The organism is Marinobacterium stanieri, from assembly GCF_900155945.1.
Taxonomy (GTDB): domain Bacteria; phylum Pseudomonadota; class Gammaproteobacteria; order Pseudomonadales; family Balneatricaceae; genus Marinobacterium; species Marinobacterium stanieri.
Window position 1 is genome coordinate 861,262 of sequence record NZ_FTMN01000001.1, and the last position, 23,431, is coordinate 884,692.

At 57.8% G+C, this 23,431-nt stretch carries 21 protein-coding genes; 8 read left to right on the forward strand and 13 right to left on the reverse strand.

Annotated elements, in window-relative coordinates:
* Positions 1–9 precede the first annotated feature (9 nt).
* From fni to BW956_RS03970, 6 genes are all read right to left on the reverse strand, one after another.
* Positions 10–1,038 carry a type 2 isopentenyl-diphosphate Delta-isomerase gene (gene fni, locus BW956_RS03945; protein ID WP_076460999.1) on the reverse strand — a complete coding sequence of 343 codons (1,029 nt, stop codon included), beginning with the start codon at positions 1,036–1,038 and terminating at the stop codon, positions 10–12.
* Positions 1,035–2,075 (reverse strand): hydroxymethylglutaryl-CoA reductase, encoded by a 1,041-nt coding sequence (locus BW956_RS03950; RefSeq protein WP_076461001.1) that lies wholly within the window; start codon positions 2,073–2,075, stop codon positions 1,035–1,037. The genes fni and BW956_RS03950 overlap by 4 nt, the downstream gene beginning before the upstream one ends.
* A gap of 102 nt (positions 2,076–2,177) precedes the next feature.
* Positions 2,178–3,524, reverse strand: coding sequence for a TolC family outer membrane protein (locus tag BW956_RS03955; RefSeq protein ID WP_010325126.1), 1,347 nt, complete (start codon positions 3,522–3,524; stop codon positions 2,178–2,180).
* Between the two features lie 20 nt (positions 3,525–3,544).
* Entirely contained in the window at positions 3,545–4,153 is a 609-nt protein-coding gene (locus tag BW956_RS03960; protein ID WP_076461003.1) for a response regulator transcription factor, read from the reverse strand.
* Position 4,154: 1 nt separating this feature from the next.
* Complete coding sequence (locus tag BW956_RS03965) at positions 4,155–5,489, reverse strand: HlyD family type I secretion periplasmic adaptor subunit (RefSeq protein WP_076461005.1); 1,335 nt, start codon at positions 5,487–5,489, stop codon at positions 4,155–4,157.
* A gap of 7 nt (positions 5,490–5,496) precedes the next feature.
* Positions 5,497–7,617, reverse strand: a complete 2,121-nt coding sequence (locus BW956_RS03970) for a type I secretion system permease/ATPase (RefSeq protein WP_076461007.1) — start codon at positions 7,615–7,617, stop codon at positions 5,497–5,499.
* A 126-nt stretch (positions 7,618–7,743) separates the two neighbouring features.
* Between BW956_RS03970 and BW956_RS03975 the strand changes: the two genes are divergently transcribed.
* A complete protein-coding gene (locus BW956_RS03975; RefSeq protein WP_076461009.1) occupies positions 7,744–8,118 on the forward strand; it encodes a hypothetical protein in 375 nt (124 codons plus the stop codon).
* On the opposite strand, the gene BW956_RS03980 is transcribed toward BW956_RS03975, so the two are convergent.
* From BW956_RS03980 to BW956_RS03990, 3 genes are all read right to left on the reverse strand, one after another.
* Positions 8,106–9,698 carry a tetratricopeptide repeat protein gene (locus tag BW956_RS03980; protein ID WP_076461011.1) on the reverse strand — a complete coding sequence of 531 codons (1,593 nt, stop codon included), beginning with the start codon at positions 9,696–9,698 and terminating at the stop codon, positions 8,106–8,108. The genes BW956_RS03975 and BW956_RS03980 overlap by 13 nt on opposite strands.
* A 154-nt stretch (positions 9,699–9,852) precedes the next feature.
* A complete protein-coding gene (locus BW956_RS03985; RefSeq protein ID WP_010325119.1) occupies positions 9,853–11,079 on the reverse strand; it encodes an argininosuccinate synthase in 1,227 nt (408 codons plus the stop codon).
* A gap of 113 nt (positions 11,080–11,192) precedes the next feature.
* Positions 11,193–12,053, reverse strand: a complete 861-nt coding sequence (locus BW956_RS03990; protein WP_010325118.1) for a flagellar protein MotY — start codon at positions 12,051–12,053, stop codon at positions 11,193–11,195.
* Between the two features lie 168 nt (positions 12,054–12,221).
* Between BW956_RS03990 and rnt the strand changes: the two genes are divergently transcribed.
* Positions 12,222–12,842 (forward strand): ribonuclease T, encoded by a 621-nt coding sequence (rnt, locus tag BW956_RS03995; RefSeq protein ID WP_029511311.1) that lies wholly within the window; start codon positions 12,222–12,224, stop codon positions 12,840–12,842.
* 69 nt (positions 12,843–12,911) lie between these two features.
* Here the strand turns inward: rnt and grxD are convergent, their stop codons facing one another.
* Positions 12,912–13,241, reverse strand: a complete 330-nt coding sequence (grxD, locus tag BW956_RS04000) for a Grx4 family monothiol glutaredoxin (protein ID WP_010325116.1) — start codon at positions 13,239–13,241, stop codon at positions 12,912–12,914.
* Between the two features lie 257 nt (positions 13,242–13,498).
* On the opposite strand from grxD, the gene BW956_RS04005 reads away from it, so the two are divergent.
* The 3 genes from BW956_RS04005 (at position 13,499) to BW956_RS04015 (ending at position 16,680) form a co-directional block, all read left to right on the forward strand.
* On the forward strand, positions 13,499–14,704 hold the full coding sequence (locus BW956_RS04005; RefSeq protein ID WP_076461013.1) for an aspartate aminotransferase family protein: 1,206 nt from the start codon (positions 13,499–13,501) through the stop codon (positions 14,702–14,704).
* A gap of 55 nt (positions 14,705–14,759) precedes the next feature.
* Positions 14,760–15,668, forward strand: coding sequence for an ornithine carbamoyltransferase (argF, locus tag BW956_RS04010; protein WP_076461015.1), 909 nt, complete (start codon positions 14,760–14,762; stop codon positions 15,666–15,668).
* Between the two features lie 97 nt (positions 15,669–15,765).
* Entirely contained in the window at positions 15,766–16,680 is a 915-nt protein-coding gene (locus BW956_RS04015) for a LysR family transcriptional regulator (protein WP_010325113.1), read from the forward strand.
* 30 nt (positions 16,681–16,710) lie between these two features.
* Here the strand turns inward: BW956_RS04015 and BW956_RS04020 are convergent, their stop codons facing one another.
* Positions 16,711–17,202, reverse strand: a complete 492-nt coding sequence (locus BW956_RS04020; RefSeq protein WP_076461017.1) for a hypothetical protein — start codon at positions 17,200–17,202, stop codon at positions 16,711–16,713.
* 207 nt (positions 17,203–17,409) lie between these two features.
* Between BW956_RS04020 and BW956_RS04025 the strand changes: the two genes are divergently transcribed.
* The 3 genes from BW956_RS04025 to BW956_RS04035 are packed head-to-tail and all read left to right on the forward strand — an operon-like array spanning position 17,410 to position 19,998.
* Positions 17,410–18,765, forward strand: a complete 1,356-nt coding sequence (locus BW956_RS04025) for a class II 3-deoxy-7-phosphoheptulonate synthase (protein WP_076461019.1) — start codon at positions 17,410–17,412, stop codon at positions 18,763–18,765.
* On the forward strand, positions 18,765–19,091 hold the full coding sequence (locus BW956_RS04030; RefSeq protein WP_010325110.1) for a YqcC family protein: 327 nt from the start codon (positions 18,765–18,767) through the stop codon (positions 19,089–19,091). Before BW956_RS04025 ends, BW956_RS04030 begins: the two co-directional genes overlap by 1 nt.
* A 16-nt stretch (positions 19,092–19,107) precedes the next feature.
* Complete coding sequence (locus tag BW956_RS04035) at positions 19,108–19,998, forward strand: potassium channel family protein (RefSeq protein WP_076461021.1); 891 nt, start codon at positions 19,108–19,110, stop codon at positions 19,996–19,998.
* Between the two features lie 10 nt (positions 19,999–20,008).
* Here the strand turns inward: BW956_RS04035 and BW956_RS04040 are convergent, their stop codons facing one another.
* Together BW956_RS04040 and BW956_RS04045 are read right to left on the reverse strand one after the other, a co-directional pair.
* Positions 20,009–21,571 carry a cation:proton antiporter family protein gene (locus BW956_RS04040; protein WP_076461023.1) on the reverse strand — a complete coding sequence of 521 codons (1,563 nt, stop codon included), beginning with the start codon at positions 21,569–21,571 and terminating at the stop codon, positions 20,009–20,011.
* A 75-nt stretch (positions 21,572–21,646) separates the two neighbouring features.
* Positions 21,647–23,350, reverse strand: coding sequence for a potassium/proton antiporter (locus BW956_RS04045; protein WP_076461025.1), 1,704 nt, complete (start codon positions 23,348–23,350; stop codon positions 21,647–21,649).
* Positions 23,351–23,431 lie beyond the last annotated feature (81 nt).

The window sequence follows — 23,431 nt, forward strand, 5'->3', positions numbered from 1 at the left end:
CCTGGGTCCTCAACGCTCTTCCACAATAAGCGCAGTGTTTCGGAACAATGCCGATACGTCAGGCGTACCGAGCAGAAACATCGCAGTAATAAATTCGCGTCGCAGTCGTTCAATAACCGCAACCACTGCCTCGGCCGACTCCATTGCCGGCTGTAGCAGCGGCGCTGCCATGCCGCAAAGCGAGGCGCCGAGTATAACAGACTTGGCCATATCAATCCCATCTCTGAGACCACCGCTGGCGATCAGCGTGGCACGGTCCAGAAACGGCTCAGCCTGCTTCAATGCCACCGGCGTGGGCAGCCCCCAATCCTGGAAACGCACGCCGATATCGCTTTCATCATGACGTCGATGATGTTCAATGCGACTCCAGGATGTGCCGCCGGTACCGGCCAGATCGAAGTGGGTCACGCCCTGCTCCAGCCCAAGTGCAATATCTGCCGCCGACAGGCCAGCGCCCACCTCTTTCAACAATACGGGAACATCCAGCTCACGGCGGATGGCACCGATCTTGTCGGCAACGCCGCGGAAGTCCGTATCGCCCTCGGGCTGCACGGCTTCCTGCAGCGGGTTGAGATGGAAGTAGAGCGCATCGGCCCCCAGTACCTCGACCGCGCGACGGCACTTATCCAGATCAAAGCCGTAATTGAGCTGCACACCCCCCACGTTACCGATCAGTACCGTAGTCGGTGCATGCTCGCGCAAGGCAAAGCTCGCTTCCGCAGCCGGATGGGTGAACATGACACGCTGGGAACCCACCGCCATGGCAACGCCACACTGCTCGGCCGCTTTCGCCAGGTTGGTGTTGATCGTCCGCACCAGCTCGTGATCACCGCCAGTCATGGAAGAGATCAGCAGCGGGAAACTGAGACGCTTGCCAAGAAAGTCCACGCTGGGGTCGATATCATCCAGCGCCAGCTCAGGCAGCGCCCGGTTGGTGAGCAGAATACGATCAAACCAGCGGCCATCGCGATCCGTCAGCGGATCACGTTCGATGGCACGGATATGCTCGATCTTGCGCTCGTTAGTCGGGTCGCTCATGAACGCTCCAGCTTGATATGGGCTTCCATCAACTCACCGGGATTGGTCTGGGCCGCCAGCAGTGACAGTTCACCACAGAGAACGGTGGCCGCACAGATCGCCGCCAGGCGACGGGCGTTTTCACCCGGCTCACGTTCTTCACGGCAGCCCAGCTGCTTCAGGTTTTCTTCGACAAAGTCGATGCCCTTGCCGTTGCCCACCGACCCCATGATCAGGTTAGGCAGGGTGCAGGAAAAATACAGATCACCGTCACGGACTTCAGCATGAACCACACCCTGAGAACCTTCGATGATGTTGGCGGCATCCTGCCCTGTGGCCAGATAGAAGGCCAGCAGCATGTTGGCATAGTGCGCGTTGGCACTGCGCAGACCGCCCGCCATCAAGGTACCGATCAGGTTCTTCTTGATATTCAGGTCCACCACCTTTTCCGGGGTGGTTTTAAGACGGCGCTCACACACATCACGGGGAATCAGGATTTCGCTGATCACGTATTTACCACGCCCCAAAATACCGTTGACCGCAGTCGCCTTTTTGTCGGAGCAATAGTTGGCCGAAATCGAGCTGTAACTCAGCTGCGGGTATTCGGCCAGAATCCAGGGAATCAATTTGTCGGCGGCGTTGGTCACCATATTGTGGCCGGACGCATCACCGGTGGTGAACTCCAGGCGCAGGTAGATAAGGTTACCCACAATCTGGCTGTGCATATCCACCAGCTTGGCAAAGCGGCTGCTGGTGGCTACGACCTGATTGAGGTCATCCTGGCGTGCCTTGATCGATTGCAGCGCCTGATGGGCGGCCAGTGCATCCTCGGCTTCCAGCAGGATGGAGCGCGTCATGCGCTCATCCACCACGGTGGTTACGATGCCTTTTTCCGTCAGGTTGGACACCCGTGCGCCACGCCCCACCGACGGCCAGAGCGGCGTCTCATAGGTAGCCAGCGGCACACTCAGTTTTTCGTCCACCAGGTGACCACTGATCTTGATCGGACCAACCCAACGCATCGGGATGGGCGCTTGCAGTATTTTGTGTGATTTCATGCCTGGCGCGTCCTGTGAATAAAAAAGGGCTGCCCAGATGGCAACCCTTTAAAAGGCCTCAGATGGCGCAGGATTTTAAGCTACCCGCGCCGAAGGATGCAATTATTGACCGGAATCGGCCATTTCCATCTGGCTTTCTTCGGTGATCATCGGCTCGTCGATCTCCGGCAGCGGAATCTCCATCGCTTCCAGCAGCTCACCGGTACCGGTCAGGATACGCAGCTTGGCAATTTCCGTATCAACACGGGCATCCGCCAGCTGGTTTTTGGCCGAGAACACTTCGTTTTCGGTATCCAGCAGGTCAAGCAGTGAGCGCTGGCCGATATCGAACTGCTTCTGGTAGGAGTTACGCGTATCTTCACTGGAGATCACATGGCGCTCCAGATACTCGGACTGACGCTTGAGCGTATCGTACGCGTTCCAGGACAGCTCCACACTTTCACGGATCTGACGCTGGGCATCACGCTGAATCGCCTGGGCTTCACCGATCTGGTACTCGGTCTGACGGATACGGGCCTGGTCACCACCACCGTTATAGATGTTGTAACGCAGACGCAGCATGGCCGTCAGGTCTTCGTCCTGACCTTCTACCCCATCAATGTCCTCGTCCCAGCGACGTTCGACTTCCAGGTCCAGACGCGGTGACATACGGCTCTTGGCCGCATCCCGCTGTGCCATTGCCTCTTCCACATCAGCCTGTGCCAATACCGCCACCGGCTGCATGGCCAGACCTTTGCTGACCGCCTCTTCAACCGTTGCCGGCAACATCAGGCTACTGCTGTCAAAAGGCTCCAACGTCTCGGGCACCGGCTGACCGACTACACGCATATAACTAGCCTTGGCATCTCTCAGGTTGTTCTCTGCCACCAGCATGTTCACTTCGGCCAGTGCCAAACGGCCCTCAGCCTGTTGAATGGAAGCCAGCGTGCCCATGCCCGACTCCGAGCGACGCTTGATCTGGTCGTAAATTTTAACGTGGTTATACAGGCTTTCCTTGGCCAACGTCAGCAACTGCTCACGACGCTGCACTTCCAGATAGGCACGACTGGCATTCAGCACATACTGCTGCGCCTGGTCTTTCAATGCACTGGCTCGGGAAGCCGATTGTGCCTGCTGACGAGCCACTTCACTGCTGGTGGCAAAGCCATCAAAGATCATCTGATTCAGATTAAGACGGGCTTCACGTCGGTTCAGCTCAACGTCATCAACACCATTTTCCTTATCGGTCCACTCGTAGCCATAGCCCAGAGTGGCATCTATGGTTGGGTAGTAACCGGCTTTAGCCTGACGGATACCCTGCACAGTTGCCGCATAGTTGTGCAAGGCTTCCTGTACCTGCGGGTTGTGTTCAATATTTTCGGCGACTACTTCCTGCAGCGAGGCAGCGCTTGCCCAGCCCGAAAACGCCAGTCCCATGGCCAGCCCCAACACGGAATGCTTAACATTCATATCCCTGCTCCTGTTCGCTCTCATTGTGGCGGTTGCGCACCGCGTAGTTTCAAAATTAGTTCAACCCGGTCATGCACGCCCACTTTTTCCAGTATCGAACTAACATGAGCCTTGACCGTGCGTTCCGTAATATCGAGCTTGCGAGCAATCAATTTATTGCTCCTGCCCGCTCCCAGTTCAGCAAGCACCTCCTGCTCTCGCTGACTCAACCCCCACTCAGTAATATCCGGCTGGGGCGTTGCTGGCCGTTGCAACAACCGCTTAAGCAAGCGTTGCATCAACTCCGGCCAGATCCAAAGGTCGCCATGAGCCACCGTGCTCACAACGTCCGGCAACAAACTCACCTGTATAAAGGTATTGGCGTAACCATAGATGCCCTGCGCCAAAAGCGCCTCCCCCTCATCCAGCAGGGGATGGTCCACCAGCAGGATCAGGCGACTTGTTTTGGCGCAGGCCAGCAGGGCATTGCGCTGCTCACCCGACAGTGCACTCCAGTGCACCAGCACCAGATCGTCTTGCTGTGGCGGGGTCCCACAGGGCACAACCGCTATTTCGACATCCGCCTGTAACAGGGCATCTTGCCAACGCTGCTGCAGATCGCTCCGCTCAGCTTGAATCAACAGTCTCATGTTATCGCTCCGTGAGAGCCCGCTCCTTGGCTCGGTTGATCGGCTTCAGCAGGTAGTGCATCACGGTCTTCTTACCCGTGAGGATATCCGCGCTCACCGTCATCCCGGCCATCAGAGGCAGAGGTGCTTCCTGAGTCCCCAGGTAGGGACGCTCCGTTTCCAGGCGAACCAGGTAATAGGGCACCTTGGCTTCCTGATCCATAATTGTGCCCGGCGAAATAAACACCACTTTCGCATCCAGGCCGCCATAGATGGCAAAGTCGTACGCACTCACCTTCACCACTGCCGGCTGCTCCAGGCGGATGTTGGCGATATCGGAAGGCTTGATTCGCGCCTCCACCAGCAGCTTGTCACCCCGTGGCACGATGCTGAGCAGGGGGTCACCCGGCTTCACCACCCCGCCGATGGTGTTGATCATCAACTGCTTTACTGTGCCCTTGATGGGTGCCCGCACTTCGGTACGGCTGATGCGGTCCTGCATGCCGGTCAGTGCCTGTTCCATACGCACCTGCTCGGGTACAACTTCATTCAGTTCACTGCGGGCACGGTTGCGGAACTGCAGCTCCATCTCTTCCATGCGCTGATTGATTTCGCTGATGGACGACTCGATACGCGGCACACTCAACTCAATTGAGGAGATCTCACCACGCAGATCATTCACCTGACGGCGCAGCCGCAAGTGTTCCACTTCCGAAATCACACCCTCTTTTACCAGCGGTTCACTGATGCGCACTTCACGTAGCAGCAGCCCCAGGCTGCGCCTCAGCTGATCGCTTTTGCTCTTGGCCTCAACCAGCTCCTGCTCACGCTGTTCACGCTGCTGTTCCAGTACTGACAGGTTAGTCTGCAATTCGCTTTGTCGGGCCTGAAACAGGCGTCTTTCCTGCTCGATCAGGCTGACATATTCTTCCGGGAAGCCCTCGGGTTCGGAAAACTCGGTATTACCGGCCTCCGCCATCAGGCGGGCCGAACGCGCCTTCAACTCCCAGCGCCGCACCTGGTTTTCGATAAATGAGCTGGCAAACCGCTTGTCCTCAATGCGCATGAGGATATCTCCCTGCTCCACCAGCTCGCCTTCGCGTACCAGAATGTCAGCAATGATGCCCCCTTCCAGGTTCTGCACCACCTGCAGCTGATGGGAAGGAATAATCTCACCTTCACCCCGTGCAATCTCATCCAGCTTGGCCCAGTTGGCCCAGGCAATGGCCAGCGCCAGGAACAGTGCACCGGCCCACAGCAACAGGCTGGCACCGCGCGGCGTTTGCTCCAGCATGGCCTCACTGATGCTGGAGGCGTAGCGAATATCTTCCGAGTGCTTCAGTTTCTGCTTTGCCATATAAACCTCAGCGCCTCACCTGCAAACGACCCTGTTTAAGTGCTTCCAGCACACTGTCCTTGGGACCGTCAGCCAGAATGCGCCCGGCATCGACCACAATCAGTCGATCCGCCAGATCCAGCAGCGACATCTTGTGCGTCACCATCAGCAGCGTCTTGTCGCCCATGAAGCTTTTCAGCTGACGCCGCAATGCATCTTCAGAGGCGTTATCCATGGAGTTGCTGGGCTCATCGAGCACCATGATCGAGGGGTCATGCAACAGCGCGCGCGCCAGGGCCACCGACTGTCGCTGGCCACCGGATAGCGCACTGCCGCGCTCGCCGACCGGCATATCGAAGCCCAGGGGATGTTTGTTCACAAAAGACTCGACACCGGCCAGGCGCGCCGCCTGGAGTATCTGTTCATCGCTGGCCTGGGGCAGGCCGATAGTGATGTTGTCACGTACCGTACCGGCAAACAGCATCACGTCCTGAGGCACGTAGCCCACACTGCGACGCAAGTCAGAGGGCGCAATTTGCTGCATGTCGATGCCGTCAATTTCGATGGCGCCATCAGATGGCTGGTACAGCCCCAACAGCAGTTTTTGAATACTGCTTTTACCGGAACCTATACGCCCTATCAGCGCGACCTTTTCACCCGCTTCCAGTCGGAAGGAAAGCTTATGCAGGGCACCGTACTCCGTACCCGGGTAGGTGAAATCCACCTCCTTGAACTCGATGGCACCTTTCAATTCGGGACGGTGGATATAGCGGCGCTCGCCATCGAACTCGTCCGGCAACGCCATGATTTCATCCAGCGTTTTCAACGCCTTCAGGGACTGCTCATAGTTGGCAATCAGGCTGGCCACCTGTGCCAGTGGCGCAATGGCACGGCCACTGAGAATGACACAGGCAATCAACCCACCCATGGAGAGGGTCTGATCCATGATCATGTAGACGCCGAAAATCACCAGCAGGACCGAGGCCAGCTGCTGCACAAAGGTGGCTACATTGACCACGGACGAGGACAGCATGCGGGAGCGCAGCCCCCAGCGGGCGATATACCCCACCGATTCCTCCCAGCGCTCCTGCATGGGGCTGGCGGCACGCTGGGTTTTAAGGGTTTCCATCGCGGTCAGCGACTCGACCAGAGTACCGTTTTTCTGGGCGGTGGAACTGAAGGTGCGCTCGATGGAGCGGCGCAGTGAGGGCCGGACCATCAATGCATAGATCAGAATAATGGGGATCGCCGCTGCCGGAACCACCACCAAAGGCCCGCCAATCCAGCTGATCACCAGCAGGAACAGCACCATGAACGGGATGTCGATCAGCACGGTGTTGGTGGTAGAGCTGAGGAAATTACGGATGCTGTCGAATTCACGCAAGTTGCTGGCGAAGGCACCGACCGAATTGGGCATTGAGTCATAGCGTGTGCCCATCACCTTTTCGAACAGCCGCGATGACAGCAGCACATCGGATTTCTTACCGGCCACTTCGATGAAATAGGCCCGCAATAACTTCAAACCGAAATCGAACAGGTAGACCACCAATACCCCGGCCGCCAGCACCCAGAGGGTTTCTTCAGCATGGTTAGGCACAACCCGGTCATATACGTTCATCACGAACAGGGGGTTGGCGAGCACGAACAGGTTGATCAGGAGGGAGGCAAGGATAACGTCGCGGTAGATGCGGGCCGAGCGCCAGATGGTGCTCCAGAACCAGTGTCCGTCACGGTCATCATATTCGCGCCGTGAACGGTCACCCATTTTATACTCAGGCCGAACAAAAATAACATGCCCTGTATAGGCCTGTTTGAGCTTTTCCAGCGACATGCGCACCAGGCCGCCGCTCTCAGGCTCGATAATTTCGGCTTCCTTGGCCTCAAGATCCAGCGATTGCAGGATACAGGCACGTTCATCTTCCAGCAGCAGGACCACTGGCAGCAGCAGTTCGGAAATATGATCGAGACGTCGCTCAGCCAGCTTGGCAGCAAAACCACCACGCGCAGCCGCATTCAAGAAGAGCTTGGGCGTAAGTCGACCGTCCACCAAGGGCAGACCGTCCGTTAAAACCTGTGCGGACACCGGGCGTTTATTATGTTTTGTCAGCCATACAAGACAGCTGAGTAGCGGGTCCTGTTCAACATCCATGCCGTTAATCCAGATAAAAAACACACTCTAACAAGTGTTTGAATTCAATCAAAGTTCTTTTACGGTTACTTTAGAGGCGTCTCTGACTACACTTCTCTACAACCAGCTTAGACCAGGTTTTTTCCCATGCTATATGCACTTAAAGATAATGACGGCAATATCACCGCATTAACCGACCGTAACATCCCTGGCGCCATCCCCGTTTCTGCTGCCGACCCGGACGTACTCGGCTTTCTCTCTCTGGATGCCTCAACCGTCAGCAGTGCAACGGATTACCTGGAAGACTCGGATCTATCCACCATCCGTATTCTGGAAGACCTGATTGACACCCTGACCGAACGCCAGGTGATTCGCTTTACCGACCTGCCACCGGAAGCCCAGCGCAAACTCTTGAGCCGAAAGGTTGCCCGTACCCTGGCCGGTGGTGAAGAAGAAATGGGAAAAGAAAGTAACGAAGTCAGCGACGAGCTGTTTTTGCGGGAAGAAGATCAGTTGTTCTGATGCATCGGCTGTTGCGACAGCAGTTCGGACAGGCGATCAGCCAAGCCCTGATGACGCTGCTGCTGGCGAGGAGACAGAGCGGCATACTGAATGCCGAAGAGGCTGTCATCACAGCGGCGCAGGGACTCTGCAAGGTCGTCTGATTGCCCACGACGCATCAGTTCCAGGTCTGCCTGAACCAGATTCAGACCTATGCTGGCATTTTCCGGCTGCCCTCGATGTGCTTCAACAAAAGCGTTGCGCGCCTTGAGCACTTCGCCCTTGCGAAAGTACATCATCCCGGACAGGTTATTTCGCGCCCAGTCGATACTCACCATTTTACGCGTCAGCTCCTGACGCAAGGCACTCACAGACCCCGCCATGGCCGAACGTTCCAGACCATCGGTAAGCTGATCCACCCAAAGCGCCTGTTCATCCAGCGGCAGTGATTCAAACAGCGCCATTGTATCCCTGGCAGCCTGCTCTGCCCGCTGGTTTTGCCCAACACGTCTGAGAATGTCATGTTGCAGCAGGCGTGAGCGGAATAGCGCCACCGGGTCCTGGCGGAAGTCATTCACCGCCTGCTCCAGCGTCAGCAGTGCGTCACGCTCACTATCCTGGGCAAAACTGCCCTGCTGCCCTTCCATGTATTCACAGAGGCTGCGTGCCAGTGCGAAGTAGTAATCGGGATGCTGATATGCGGAATAGCGGCCATAACGCACTGCCGCACGAAAGGCATCAACCGCTATGCGCCAGTCCTGCAGACGTGCTGCCACATTGCCCAGCTCTGCCTGCAACACGGCTACCGAAGGCTGCAGCATGACCGATTTGCGCAACAGTGACATGGACTGCCCCCACTCGCCCTGAAGCCGATACAGGCGGGCCAGCCAGTTGAAGGCATCCAGACTCAGCTGGTTGTGATTAATCACCGAATTAAGACTTTGCTGGGCAAGGTCGAACTGACCCTGGCGATAGGCTGCCACGCCCAGCCCAACCCGCATCCAGTGCTGATCACGCATTTCCAGCATCTGGTTAAACAGCTCGGCAGCAGCCTGATAGTGCTCCAGACGCAGCAGCATGATGCCCTTGAGACGCAGCAGGAAAACCTTCAGGGCCGGATAGAACTCCAGATTGCGGTCACACAAGGCCAGCGCTTCCACCCACTTTTGCTGATCCATCAGCTCATAAAGAGGTTGCAGGGTATGCTTCAGACGCAGCAGCTTTTCAAGACTCAATCGAATACGCGCGGAGTCATAGGGTTTGCTGATACAGAGATCCGGGGAGTACTCAAGCGAACCAAACAGAAATTCTGAAGTTTCCGGCGACGATACCAGCACATAACTGGTGGTGAAGCGGTGAATACCCTCGGCCTGGGACTCATGCAGCACCTGCAGACCGTTCTTCTCCCCCTTGCCCAGATCATAGATCATGAAGCACAGGTCTACGGGCTGTTCACGCAAGATGGACAGCGCCATATTGACCGAGGACGCAACCATTACGTCCTTGACCCCTAAGCCGGACAGAATCTCACGCAGCCGCTGGAGGTCATCCAGATGACTGTCGAGAATCAGGGCCGACTTGCCTGAGAAAAGAGTATCCATAGGCCTACACTAACCGGTTGATACCGGAACATAGCACGAGCATTCCTGAAGAGGCAAAAGCCACGCCGCAACAGCAGCTTAGCTTATACAGGCACGAAAAAGGCCACGCCGGCATTGCCGACATGGCCTTTATCACGTACTGATCGACTAGGGATCAGTCTTCAAGCAGGTTACGACCCTTGCTGGCAGCGATACGCATGCGCAGGGCGTTCAGCTTGATAAAGCCTTCAGCATCTTTCTGATCGTAAGAGCCGGCATCGTCTTCAAAGGTTGCAATGCTTTCGTCAAACAGGCTGTCTTCGGAACGACGACCTACAGCAGTCACAGCACCCTTGTACAGCTTGACGCGTACTTCGCCGTTTACGTTACGCTGGCTGAAGTCGATCATCTGTTGGAGCATCTTGCGCTCTTCAGACCACCAGAAGCCGTTGTAGATAACCTTGGCGTAACGCGGCATCAGTTCGTCTTTCAGGTGAGCGGCTTCACGGTCCAGAGTCAGGGACTCAATGGCACGGTGCGCCTTGAGCATGATAGTGCCCCCCGGCGTCTCGTAGCAGCCACGGGACTTCATGCCGACGAAACGGTTTTCGACGATATCCAGACGACCAACGCCGTTGGCACCACCCACCTTGTTCAGGTATTCCAGCACAGTTGCCGGCGTCATTTCCTTGCCGTCGATGGCAACGATATCGCCCTTGCGGTAGGTCAGATCCAGGTAGGTCGGCTCATCCGGAGCCTGCTCCGGGCTGACGCTCCAGCGCCACATGTCTTCTTCAGCTTCCGCCCAGGGATCTTCCAGAATGCCGCCTTCGTAGGAGATGTGCAGCAGGTTGGCATCCATGGAGTACGGAGACTTCTTCTTGCTGGAGCTGAAATCAACCGGGATATCACGCTCTTCGCAGTACGCCATCAGGGTTTCACGGGACGTCAGATCCCATTCACGCCAGGGCGCGATCACTTTGACGCCCGGCTTCAGCGCGTAGGCACCCAGCTCGAAACGTACCTGGTCGTTACCCTTGCCGGTCGCACCGTGGGAGATGGCATCGGCACCAGTTTCGTTGGCGATTTCAATCAGACGCTTGGCAATGAGCGGACGCGCGATAGACGTGCCGAGCAGGTACTCACCTTCATAGATGGTGTTGGCACGGAACATCGGGAAAACGAAGTCACGCACAAACTCTTCGCGCAGGTCTTCGATGTAGATTTCCTTAACGCCCAGGGCTTCAGCCTTGGCACGCGCAGGTTCAACTTCTTCACCCTGACCCAGGTCGGCTGTGAAGGTCACCACTTCGCAGTTGTAGGTGTCCTGCAACCAGCGCACGATTACAGAAGTATCCAGACCGCCTGAATACGCCAGAACGACCTTTTTAATATCGGACATGTTGCTGCTCCAGAAACAAAGCGCCGGATGACAGAACGCACACCCGGCCAGGAAAATTCACTCGGCACAATTGCGGCATACTATAACAGAAAGCATTGCCGCACTGAACTTTGCTACTCACGCTCCAGGCGGATGGCCACGCGACGGTTGCGCGCCCTGTTTTCCGCGCTGGTATTGGGCACCACCGGATAACGCTCACCGTGATAACGGGTCGTAATCATGTCTTCGGGAATCCCCTGACTGACCAGATAACGGGTAACCTCTTCGGCACGCTTCTTGGAAAGGTCACGGTTAAGCAGACGGCGGCCGTAGTTATCGGAGTGGCCATCCACATAAATCGACTTCACGCTGTCATCGGTTTTCACATAGAGCGCAATCAGACCCAGACGCTCACGGGTAGCATCTGACAGGCGCCAGGCCGCAGATGGAAAGAGTACAGCAGTGCGTGCCACCTGACGGTAATTCACCGGCAACAGGGTCGTCAGACAGCCCAGGTAATCATCGTAGGCGGACTGGAAGTTGGCTGCCGAAATGCCGACTTCCACCGGCTCATTGGTATCAAACCATTCATCACTGGCAAAGGTCGGCGTCATCCCCTTGTGCAGCGCCACCAGCATGGCGTTGGCCAGCTCACTGCCGAGACTGAAGCCCCCGCTTTCCGCACTGATTTCAACACGCCCCAGATTGACCGGTGCGACACCGGGCTGCCAGGGCGAGGCGCGCGCAATCAGACGGGCTTCACCATCAAGCTGATATTTTTGCGTGGGCCGCAATTCAAAACGCAGCCGCTCCCCCGCCTCGTGCTCAAATACGGCACGACCAAACGCCGGCACCGCCTGACTGAGGCGGCAGAAAAAGCGGGAGGTTTCCATTTCCCACACCGACTCGTCGATGGAGGCACGAAAGACCACGGCCTGGGCCGACACCGGCAGCAGCATCAACAGCATCAGCAGTGCGGAACAGCGCAAAATCAAGGATCGTGTCTCCCGGTGGGCTTGGTGGTACAGAAACTATCGGCCAAAGGCAGCAGTCCTTTAAACTGCCGTTTTGACCCCCGTAGTCAGGCTGTTAGAATGCCTGCGGTCATTTACAACTTGCAAGTAAGGATTTTTGTGGCTCATCATCATGGCTCTCCCAACCCCATGGCTGACCGCTTTCGCGGCTTTCTGCCCGTAGTCGTCGACGTCGAAACAGCCGGTTTCAATCCGCGCACCGACGCCCTGCTCGAAATCGCTGCGGTTACGCTCACCATGGACGAGAATGGCTACCTGATGATCGATCAGAGCTACGACGCCAACGTAAAACCCTTCCCCGGCGCTAACCTTGAGCCCTCGGCACTGGCCTTCACCGGCATCGACCCTGATGACCCAGCGCGCAATGCGGTCAGCGAGAAAGAAGCGCTGGAGACGATTTTCAAGCCAATCCGGAAATCGATCAAGTCTCACGGCTGCAAACGTGCTGTTCTGGTTGGCCACAACGCCAACTTCGACCACAGCTTTGTTTCCAGCGCGGCGGAACGTTGCGACAGCAAGCGCAACCCTTTCCACCCGTTTTCGACCTTCGACACCGTTTCCTTGGCAGGCCTCGCCTATGGGCAGACCGTACTGGCCAAGGCCTGTGATATCGCCGGTATCGACTTTGACAATGAACAGGCGCACTCAGCCCTGTACGACACCATGAAAACGGCCGAGCTTTTTTGCGCCATCGTCAACCGCTGGAAGGACATGGGCGGCTGGGACATGGTGCTGGATACCCGCGAATAAACAGCGCGGGCAAGCCACAAAAAAACGCGCTCATTGAGCGCGTTTTTTTATTCCGTCACGATGCTGGCCTCAGGCGCTTTCATCGTCCTTGGCCGCAGCCTCAATCATTTCCTTCAGCTCGCCACTGGCGGCCATGTCGCAAATGATATCGCAGCCACCGACCAGTTCGCCGTTGATCCACAGCTGGGGGAAGGTCGGCCAGTTGGCATACTTGGGCAGCTCGGCACGGATATCCGGGTTTTCCAGAATGTTGACGAAGGCAAAACGCTCGCCACAGGACATCACGGCTTCAACCGCACGGGAAGAGAAGCCACACTGCGGGAAACGGGGCGTGCCTTTCATATACAGCAGGATCGCGTTGTTCTCGATCTGCTCCTTGATGTTTTCAACTACACTCATGGATACACCTTTTAGTTCAAATCTTGGGTCCGAGCCAGCGGACATTCTAACATATACCCCAGCATTTCACTCAACTTAACTGAATTCTGCGGCTTCTCTCCTTATATTGTTGGGGCCAAGGCTTGATTTTTCAATCAAAGTGTCGCCTGCCTGATCCAGGTTAAGGTCTATTCAATTGCCAAACGCCCTTGCGCCCCATAGAATGTTTCTTTTATCGGCAGCCAAGGCTGCCTTTTTGCGTTGTAGGGAGATGCCCCATGGCAACCCAGCCATTGATGAACGTTTTCAACCGGCTCTCAGTCGCCTTTGAACGTGGTGAAGGTTCCTGGCTGTACGATACCGACGGCAACCGCTATCTGGATGCACTCTGTGGCATCGCCGTTACCGGACTGGGCCACGCCCATCCAGCGGTTACCCGCGCCATCAGCGAGCAGGCCGGCAAACTGATACATTGTTCCAACCTGTACACCATTCCGCTGCAGGAAGAACTGGCCGAGCGCCTGACCCGTATTTCCGGCATGGAGAATGTGTTTTTTGCCAACTCCGGTGCCGAAGCCAATGAAGCTGCCATCAAGCTGGCCCGTCGCCATGGCCATGCCCGCGGCATCGATACCCCGACCATCATTGTCATGGAGCAGTCTTTCCACGGGCGCACCCTGGCAACCCTGAGCGCAACCGGTAACCGCGCCGTTCAGCAGGGCTTTGAGCCCCTGGTCGGTGGTTTTGTCCGCGTCCCCTTCGACGACGCCGAAGCTGTACGTCAGGTCGCCAGCAACAACCCCAACGTGGTCGCTGTTCTGGTAGAACCGATCCAGGGTGAAGGTGGCGTTCACATTCCGGCCGATGATTACCTGGCCCAGCTGCGCGCCATCTGTGATGAGCACCAGCTGCTGCTGATGCTGGACGAAGTACAGACCGGCAACGGCCGTACCGGCCAGTTCTTTGCCTACCAGCACACCGATATTCTGCCCGACGTGGTGACCACCGCCAAAGGCCTGGGCAACGGTTTCCCGATCGGTGCCTGTCTGGCTCGTGGTGCGGCAGCCGAAGTGTTCATGCCCGGCGCCCACGGCACCACCTTTGGCGGCAACCCGCTGGCCTGTGCCGTGGGTATCGCGGTCGTCGATACCATTGTGCAGGATGGCCTCTGTGCCCGCGCCGAAGCACTGGGCAAGCGTATTTGCGATGGTTTCCGCGCCGAGATCGGCGATGCCCCCTTCGTTCGCGAGATCCGCAACAAGGGCCTGATGATCGGCATCGAACTGACCGAAGCAGGCACCGAGCTGGCCGTATTGGCCAAGGTCAAGGGTGTACTGCTCAATATTACCGGCGGCGGACACGTTATCCGCATGTTGCCGCCTCTGGTCATGACCGATCATGAAGCCGACCTTCTGGTCAGCACCGTATCCCAACTGGTTCGTGTCTACGCAGGTGAAGAACTCGACACCGCACCGAATCCTTAAACCTGAACCCTGAACGGGAGCCGGCGGTCCGAACGATCGCCGACCATACCAATTTATGAGTACAAGACATTTCTTAACCCTGATGGACATGACGCCCGACGAACTGCAACAGATCGTCCAGCGCGCCATCATTCTCAAGCAGATGCGTAATGCCGGCGAGACTTACGAGCCGCTGAAAAACAAGGTCATGTCCATGATCTTCGAAAAGGCATCTACCCGTACCCGTGTCTCTTTCGAAGCCGGCATGGCACAGTTCGGTGGCCACGCCATGTTCCTGTCACCCCGCGACACTCAGCTGGGCCGTGGCGAACCGGTCGAAGACAGCGCCCGCGTCATCTCCAGCATGGTCGACGTGGTCATGATCCGTACCTTCAGCCACGAGCTGGTCGAAAGCTTTGCACGCTACTCCAAGGTACCGGTCATCAACGCACTGACCGATGACTTCCACCCCTGCCAGCTGCTGGCTGACATGCAGACCTTTATCGAGCACCGCGGCTCCATCAAGGGCAAGACAGTTGCCTGGGTCGGTGACGGCAACAACATGTGCAACTCCTACATCAACGCGGCACGCCAGTTCGACTTCCAGCTGAACGTCGCCTGCCCCGAAGGATTCGCACCCAACGAAGACCTGGTCAATCGCAACAGCGACCGGGTGAGTATCTTTGAAAGCCCCGAAGAGGCTGTCAAAGGCGCTCACCTGGTGGTGACCGATGTCTGGGCCTCCATGGGCCAGGAAGATGAGCAGAAGGAACGTATTCGCGAGTTCCGCGGCTACCAGGTCAGCCCCGAGCTGATGGATCATGCGGCAGAAGACGCCATCTTCATGCACTGCCTGCCCGCCCACCGCGGTGAAGAAGTCAGCGAAGACATGCTGGAAGACCCACGCTCCGTGGTATTCGACGAAGCCGAGAACCGCCTGCACGCACAAAAAGCGCTGCTGGAATTCCTGCTGGTCAAATCCTGAGTGTGCTCCGGGCAGGCTGCAGCCTGCCCGGCCAAGCTCGCACGACACCTCACATCGATACTATACTGGGCAACACGTTCGGGATCGGGACCCTGGCATGATAGAGATTCGTCACCTGAAAACGCTTGCCGCCCTGCGCGACGCCGGTAGCCTGGTGGAAGCCGCCGAGCGCATCCACCTTACGCAGTCTGCGCTGTCTCACCAGATCAAGGATCTGGAAGAACGCCTGAACTGCTCCCTGTTCATCCGCAAAACGCGTCCCATCTGCTTCACCAGTGCCGGGCAAAGACTGCTTGCACTGGCCGACGACCTGCTGCCCATGGTACGCAGTGCAGAACGGGATATTTCCCGTCTGGCCGGTGGTGAAGCCGGTCGCCTGAATATCTGTATCGAATGTCACAGCTGCTTCGACTGGCTGATGCCGACCATCGATCACTTCCGCCAGCACTGGCCCGAGGTAGAACTGGACCTGTCCACAGGCTTCAGTTTCCAGCCCTTGCCTGCATTGAGCCGTGGTGACCTGGATCTGGTGATTACCTCGGATCCGGAACCGCGCACCGGCATCCATTACGTGCCGCTGTTCAGTTACGAGTCTGTTTTGGTGATGGGACGTCAGCACCGCCTGCACAGTCAACGTTTCGTCAGTCCGGAAGACCTGGCCGAGGAAACCCTGATCATGTACCCGGTGGAGCAGGATCGGCTGGATGTATTTACCCGCTTCCTCGACCCGGCCGGTGTCGAGCCTCAGGAAGTCCGTACCTCCGAGCTGACCGTGATGATCATGCAACTGGTTGCCAGTGGCCGTGGTGTAGCGGCACTGCCCAACTGGGCCGCCTATGAGTACCTGCAGCGTAACTACATCGCCTCACGTCCGCTGGGCGAAAAGGGGCTCTGGTGTACCCTTTATGCCGCCATGCGTGAAGACCAGAAGGAGGCCGACTTCATGGTCGACTTCCTCAACACCGCACGCGAAGTCACCTTCAAGAACCTCAACGGTATCCGTAGCGCCTGAGTCCGGGCGCTGCACTCACAGTTTGATGCATCAATAGCGCAGACGTGTGCGTACGACCTGCCCCTCGGGCATGCGGCTTTCCAGCAGCTCCACCAGTTCATCCAGGGCTTCATAGCCCTCCAGGCGCAGCTGCTCGCCGTTATCTGTTGTCAGCGTCAGCGCCAGCACTCGCCCCAGCCCCACCTGAACACGGGCACTGAGAATTTCGGCCACCGCCATGCGCACCAGCCCTTCCGGTTGCTGCAGCGAAAGCACTTCCTGTGCCGGATCCCAGCTCACATCAGGATAGGCCCGCTTGCCCACGCGCAATTGCATCACCAGCTTGGCAGCATAGGCCGAACAGGCAAGAACACCCAATACCGGCACCAGCAGCTCGGCGATCACCAGCGGCCCGCCCAGTGACTGCGCCAGGTAGTACAGGCTGAATGCGACAAGCCCCAGCATGGCCAGCAGCCAGGTGAATTGACGTGCCTGTTGGCGGCGCATATAGGAAGGCGACACATGGAAAACCTGTGCTGTCATTCTGTCTCCGTGCAAATATGGAAGGTCGAGCCGGCATTATAACGGCTCGCTTTTCAGCCTGCCGAGCTCAATCAACCCTCAAGGCTGCGATAATTGACAGGAATGGCGTATTTCCTGACCTCAGGCCGGCTTGCAGGCTGCCGAAACCCGCTGTTTTGCGTTACCATCGGGGGTTCCTAACCGAAAACCAAGCAGTGAGTAGCAAAGATGGAAAACTGGACTCCCGACAGCTGGCGCAGCAAGCCGATCAAACAGCACCCCACCTACCCGGATCAGGATGCCCTGTATCAGGTAGAGCAGGTGCTCGGTGAGTATCCGCCGCTGGTCTTTGCCGGTGAAATCCGCTCACTCACTGACGAACTGGCCCAGGTGGCTGAAGGCAAGGCCTTCCTGCTGCAAGGCGGTGACTGCGCCGAGAGCTTTGCCGAGTTCAACGCCAACAAGATTCGCGACACCTTCAAGGTGATGCTGCAGATGGCGGTGGTGATGACCTTCGCCGGCAGCTGTCCGGTGGTGAAGATCGGCCGCATGGCTGGCCAGTTCGCCAAGCCTCGCTCCTCCGATACCGAAACCATCGACGGCATCGAGCTGCCCAGCTACCGCGGCGACATCATCAACGACATCGACTTTACCGCCGGTGCGCGTACACCTGATCCACAGCGTCTGCTGTCGGCCTACCACCAGTCATCCGCTACGCTGAACCTGCTGCGCGCCTTCGCAACCGGCGGCTTTGCCGACCTGCACAAGGTGCACCAGTGGACCCAGGGATTCGTGCAGCAGAGCCCCCAGGGTGAGAAATACCAGCACCTGGCCGCTCAGATCGACCAGACTATGGCGTTCATTGAAGCCTGTGGCATCAGCTCGGAAAACACCCCTCAGCTGAAGGAAACCAGCCTCTACACCTCACACGAAGCACTGCTGCTGGGTTACGAACAGGCGCTGACCCGTCAGGACAGCCTGACCGGCGACTGGTACGACTGCTCTGCCCACATGCTGTGGATCGGCGACCGTACCCGCCAGCCGGATCATGCCCACGTGGAATTCCTGCGCGGTGTGCGTAACCCGGTCGGCATCAAGGTTGGCCCCAGCACTCAGGTGGATGACCTGCTGCGCCTGCTCGATATTCTGAACCCGGCCCAGATCCCGGGCCGCATCACGCTGATCGCGCGCATGGGCGCCGACAAAATCACCGAACTGCTGCCGCCGCTGGTCCGCGCGGTTAAAGCCAGTGGCCACCATGTGGTCTGGAGCTCCGATCCCATGCACGGCAACACCATCAAGGCATCCAGCGGCTACAAGACCCGCAGCGTCGATGCCATTCTGGCGGAGATGAAAGGCTTCTTCGAAGTGCATAACGCCGAAGGTACCCACGCTGGCGGCGTGCACTTCGAGATGACCGGTAACGATGTCACCGAGTGTATCGGCGGCGCTTACCGCATCACAGAAGAAGGCCTGGCCGATCGCTACCACACCCAGTGCGACCCGCGTCTCAATGCAGACCAGTCACTGGAACTGGCCTTCCTGATCGCCGATACCCTGAAAGCTGCACGCAAGGAGTCCTGATGTCACGCGCTCACGAAGTCAGCCAGATCCTGGTCGAGATTCGTACCGAAATGCAAGCCATCGATCGCTGGGCGGCACAACCGCCCAGCGACGAGGCTCTGGCCAGCACCCAGCCCTTCTGTGTCGATACCCTCGATTTCAGTGAATGGGTTCAATGGCTGCTGATTCCTCGCCTGGAACAGATGATTGCGCGTGAACTGCCACTGCCGCAGAACAGCCAGATTCATCCCATGGCAGAAGAAGTGTTCAAGCAGTATGAAGAAGACACTGACCGCCTGTTGGGGCTGTTGGAACAGCTGGATGGTCTGCTAAGCACCCGTCACTGAACCTGGAGCCGCCGCGATGAGCTACGAACGACACCATTCGCTGCTGTTCCGGCTTGGGTTCGGCGGCGTCAGCCCTCAGGAAAATGCCCGCGCCAAGCGCTGGAGTAAACGTCTGGAATGGCCCATGCTATTGCTGGCCATGTGGATTCTGGTGGACTGGTATCTGCGTACCGACGGTGTGGTGTCGGACAGCTTTCACCAGCTCACCGACTGGGTGATCTGGATCGGCTTTATCGGCGAGCTCGCGATCATGCTCTATGCCGTGGATGATCGCGCCCGCTACCTCAAGTCCAACTGGATGAGTCCACTGATCATATTGGCGGGTCTGCCAGCTCTGTGGGGCGCCTACGGCTTCTATGCCGGCGCCATCCGCTCCCTGCGTCTGCTGGTGATGCTGGGCATCCTGTTCAAGGTCTCCCGTGACCTGCGCTCCATTCTGGCACGCCACAACCTGGGCACGACCCTGCTGGTTTGCCTGCTGTTCCTGTTCATTTCCGGCTTTCTGATTGCAGCGCTGGACCCCGCCTTCAACGGACCGCTGGACGGTATCTGGTGGGCCTGGGTCACCATGACCACGGTGGGTTATGGTGACATTGTTCCCAGCACCAACGAAGGCCGCTTGTTCGGCTCCCTGCTGATTCTGATCGGGATCTGCATGTTCTCGCTGCTGACGGCCAGCTTCTCGGTCTTCTTTATCGAAAAGGACGAAGGCCAGATTGCCGAGCGGGAACGCCAGAACCTGAACCGCATTACCCGCCTTGAAAACCGCCTGGATAACATCGAACACCAGCTGGAATACATGCTGGTCCTGCTGGAAAAAGCCCAGGACAAAACCTCTCCCGAGCCCACAAAAAAGGGCCACCCTGAACAGGCAGCCCTTGATAAAAAGGACGATCCGTCCGCGTAAGCGGGGCGACTTAAGCCGTCCCCTCTTCCCGCTTCTTGACCGCCGTAAAGATATGCTCGGCCAGACCCACACCGGTTTCGGCCATGGTCTGGTAGGTATGATCCGCACCGGCTTTGGTGATCGCATCGGCGTGATCAGCAAACATGCTGTGAGCCACAATCACGCCTTCAAAACCGGCCTGACGCAACTGACGCGCTGCCGTCACCTTGGCTTCCACATCACTGGCCGCCAGAATCACATGCTTGAGCTTGGGCGCCTTGAGGTTTTTCCACAACTGCACATCCTCGGCATCAGCGAACACCACATTGCGGCCCGCCTTGGCATGCGCATCCACCTTGGCCGGGTCAGAATCCACCGCCACCATGGGAATGTTACGCGGCACCAGATGATCATAGGCTGCGGTACCGGTTCGACCCATGCCAATCACCAGAATCTCCGCCTCACCCAGCGACAGCGGCTGCTCATCCGGGTGGAAGCCTTCACGTTCAAAGCGCGTCAGGTAGGTACCCAGACGGTCATACAGTGGGTGTGCTGCACGGTATAGCGGTGCTGATACCAGGAAGGACACAGAGACGGCAATCGCCAGCGGCACCAGCCACTCCGGTAGTACGATACTGGCCACAATCAGGCCGAACTCACTGTAGTTGGTCAGGCTCAGCCCGGACAGGAAAGCACTGCGCGCACGCAGCTTGAACAGCAACAGCAGGAAGAAGAACAGGATGCCCTTGAGCGGCAACACCAGCCCCATCACGATGGCAAACACCAGCGCATCTGCATCCGGCAAACCGCCCATGCCGATCTGCAGGAAGAAGCCCACCAGGAAAACTTCCTTGATACTCCAGAGCGAGGAAGAAAGCTCACCTGCACGGCGATGGTTGGCCAGCAGCGCACCGAATGCCAGTGCTCCAAGCTCGGAGCTCAGACCGACCAGCTCAAAGCCCTTGCCGCCAATCACCAGCGCCAGCAACAGGCCGAGCAGGACCAGCAGTTCCTCGTGGCCACTGATATCCAGCAGCTTGTAAAACAGCGGTCGCAGCAGCGGAATGCCGAACACCAGCAGCGCCCAGACGGAGGGTGTCTTGCCACTGGCCAGCGCCATTACCAGCAACGCCAACAAGTCCTGAACGATCAGAATACCGATGGCGACACGGCCGTGAAAGGCACGCAGCTCACGCTTGGATTCCAGCACCTTGGCCGCCAGCACCGTACTGGAGAATGACAGGGCGATACCCAGCATCAGCGCCGTCATCCACTCCAGACCCATAATCCAGTGGATCGCCGGTGTGAACAGGAGAATGGAGATACCAAAGTGCATCACCCCGCCGCCGATCACCTCCGGCTTGACCAGGTTGCGCACTTTCAACTTGAGACCCACGGTGAACAAAAGCAGCAATACACCCAGGTGAGCAATATGGCTCAGTGCTTCAGTGCCTTCTACCTCAATACCCGCCATATCGCCGGCCGCCACTATGGCGAACCCTGCCGCAAGGTAGCCGATCAGCGGTGGTAACCCCACCAGCTTGACGCCCATCCCCAGGCCGAAGGCAAACGTGATCCAGACCGCTTCTATCAACGCATTACTCCCTTATCCACAGGCTTTTTTCGGGCGCATTAAACCATTTAACACCCGAACTGTCAGTGCGCGGCATCAGAACTTTAGACCTACTCGCGTCACCTGACCATTCTCAACCGATTTCACCACCAGGTTGATCGCCCCAAGGCTCACCCTGTCGCCTTCAACCGGCGGCGCCTTCAAACAGGACTGAATATAGTAATCCAGGCTCTGCTGCTTGATCGCATCATCAATCTGCACACCAAAGTTCTGTGCCAGAGCATCCAGCTCGACGCTGCCGTTAAGTTCGAACGCACCGAAGAAGGTGCTTTCTTTCAGTGCCGGTATCGATGTCACCGAGCTGAACAGTTTGGCCAGCTTAACCTCGGTGTCTTCGGCACCAATTACTGCCAGCTTGTCCCCGGTTTGCAGTGCCAGGTCAGCCTCATATGGCATCAACATATCCTTGCGCAGCACCGCCGTCACTACCACATCCGCCGGCAACCGCACTCCTTTCAGCGTGCGTGGTGGTGTCCAGTGCTCACCGTCCAGCTCAAAAATCATCAGGCGGTGGTTATGCTCGGTGGACCAGTCCAGGCTGGTGCGCTGAAGGGCCCCCGGTTCCGCCGGCAGCTCCAGTTTCAGCCAGCGCGCCGCACGGGCAAGCGTAGTACCCTGCAACATTAACGACAGCACCACCACGATAAAGGCGATGGTGGGGAAGATGGCGGCGTTTTCCACATCCGCCATCAACGGGAACAGCGCCAGCACGATCGGCACCGCACCACGTAGCCCCACCCAGGCAATGAACAGCAGCTCAGGCCAGCGAAACTTGAATGGCCAAAGACAGAGAAACACCGCCAGCGGGCGCGCCACCAGAATCAGAATAGCCCCCAGTGCCAGCCCTTCAGGCAACAGCGTCAGCTGCTCGTGTGGCGAAAGCAACAGACCCAGCATCAGGAACAGGCTGAGCTGAGCCAGCCAGGCCAGGCCGTCATGTATCTGCAGAATATCGTCCATCTTGCGCAGACCATGGTTACCGACCCAGATGCCCATGAGATAGATCGCCAGGAAGCCGCTGCCATCCAGCAGCGTAACGGCCGCAAATACACTCAGGCCGGTTGCCGTTACCAGCAGCGGATAGAAGGCCGGCTGAAGCTGCAGGCTGTTAAGCAGCCGCGACAGCAACCAGCCACCGCCCAAGCCGCCAAGCCCACCCAGTGCCAGCTGCGTGATCAACAGACCCACGGCTTCCGGCAGGCCGGGTGGTGTTTCGCGAGTGATCAATTCCAGCAGGATAATGGTCAGAAAGATCGCCATCGGGTCATTGCTGCCCGACTCGATCTCCAGGGTAGCGCTGACACGCTGGTTAAGGCGCAGGCCGTGGTTCTGCAACAGGGCAAAGACTGCCGCCGCATCGGTCGAGGAGATGATGGTACCGATCAACAGTGCGTGCAGCAGGGGCAAGCCCAGAATCCAGTAGGCTGCCAGCCCCGCCAGCGAAGCGGTTACCAGTACGCCCACCGTGGCCAGCGTCAATGCTGGCTTGAGGCCAACCCTGAAGGTTTCAATGCGGGTGCGCATGCCGCCATCGAGCAGAATCACCGCCAGCGCCAGATTCCCCACCAGAAAGGTGCTGGAGACATCCGCCGACATCAGCATGCCCCATTCGGATTGTCCCGCAACCAGACCCACCACCAGAAACAGCAACAGCACCGGCATGCCCAGGCGGTTCGACAATGGGCTTAAAACAATGCTGATCAACAACATGGCGCTGGCAAAGAGCAACGTCAGTATCATTCGGTTTCAATCCTTTTCGCTGGGGCTGCCCCTCTAATTTACCACAGCCTCCCCCCCGGAAGTCCCATGCCGTCCGGGTAC

Excerpts from the sequence above, each read along its gene's own strand:
- fni (WP_076460999.1), bottom strand. The coding sequence starts at position 1,038 with ATGAGCGACCCGACTAACGAGCGCAAGATCGAGCATATCCGTGCCATC.
- BW956_RS03950 (WP_076461001.1), bottom strand. The coding sequence starts at position 2,075 with ATGAAATCACACAAAATACTGCAAGCGCCCATCCCGATGCGTTGGGTT.
- BW956_RS03955 (WP_010325126.1), bottom strand. The coding sequence starts at position 3,524 with ATGAATGTTAAGCATTCCGTGTTGGGGCTGGCCATGGGACTGGCGTTT.
- BW956_RS03960 (WP_076461003.1), bottom strand. The coding sequence starts at position 4,153 with ATGAGACTGTTGATTCAAGCTGAGCGGAGCGATCTGCAGCAGCGTTGG.
- BW956_RS03965 (WP_076461005.1), bottom strand. The coding sequence starts at position 5,489 with ATGGCAAAGCAGAAACTGAAGCACTCGGAAGATATTCGCTACGCCTCC.
- BW956_RS03970 (WP_076461007.1), bottom strand. The coding sequence starts at position 7,617 with ATGGATGTTGAACAGGACCCGCTACTCAGCTGTCTTGTATGGCTGACA.
- BW956_RS03975 (WP_076461009.1), top strand. The coding sequence starts at position 7,744 with ATGCTATATGCACTTAAAGATAATGACGGCAATATCACCGCATTAACC.
- BW956_RS03980 (WP_076461011.1), bottom strand. The coding sequence starts at position 9,698 with ATGGATACTCTTTTCTCAGGCAAGTCGGCCCTGATTCTCGACAGTCAT.
- BW956_RS03985 (WP_010325119.1), bottom strand. The coding sequence starts at position 11,079 with ATGTCCGATATTAAAAAGGTCGTTCTGGCGTATTCAGGCGGTCTGGAT.
- rnt (WP_029511311.1), top strand. The coding sequence starts at position 12,222 with ATGGCTGACCGCTTTCGCGGCTTTCTGCCCGTAGTCGTCGACGTCGAA.
- grxD (WP_010325116.1), bottom strand. The coding sequence starts at position 13,241 with ATGAGTGTAGTTGAAAACATCAAGGAGCAGATCGAGAACAACGCGATC.
- BW956_RS04005 (WP_076461013.1), top strand. The coding sequence starts at position 13,499 with ATGGCAACCCAGCCATTGATGAACGTTTTCAACCGGCTCTCAGTCGCC.
- argF (WP_076461015.1), top strand. The coding sequence starts at position 14,760 with ATGAGTACAAGACATTTCTTAACCCTGATGGACATGACGCCCGACGAA.
- BW956_RS04015 (WP_010325113.1), top strand. The coding sequence starts at position 15,766 with ATGATAGAGATTCGTCACCTGAAAACGCTTGCCGCCCTGCGCGACGCC.
- BW956_RS04020 (WP_076461017.1), bottom strand. The coding sequence starts at position 17,202 with ATGACAGCACAGGTTTTCCATGTGTCGCCTTCCTATATGCGCCGCCAA.
- BW956_RS04025 (WP_076461019.1), top strand. The coding sequence starts at position 17,410 with ATGGAAAACTGGACTCCCGACAGCTGGCGCAGCAAGCCGATCAAACAG.
- BW956_RS04030 (WP_010325110.1), top strand. The coding sequence starts at position 18,765 with ATGTCACGCGCTCACGAAGTCAGCCAGATCCTGGTCGAGATTCGTACC.
- BW956_RS04035 (WP_076461021.1), top strand. The coding sequence starts at position 19,108 with ATGAGCTACGAACGACACCATTCGCTGCTGTTCCGGCTTGGGTTCGGC.
- BW956_RS04045 (WP_076461025.1), bottom strand. The coding sequence starts at position 23,350 with ATGATACTGACGTTGCTCTTTGCCAGCGCCATGTTGTTGATCAGCATT.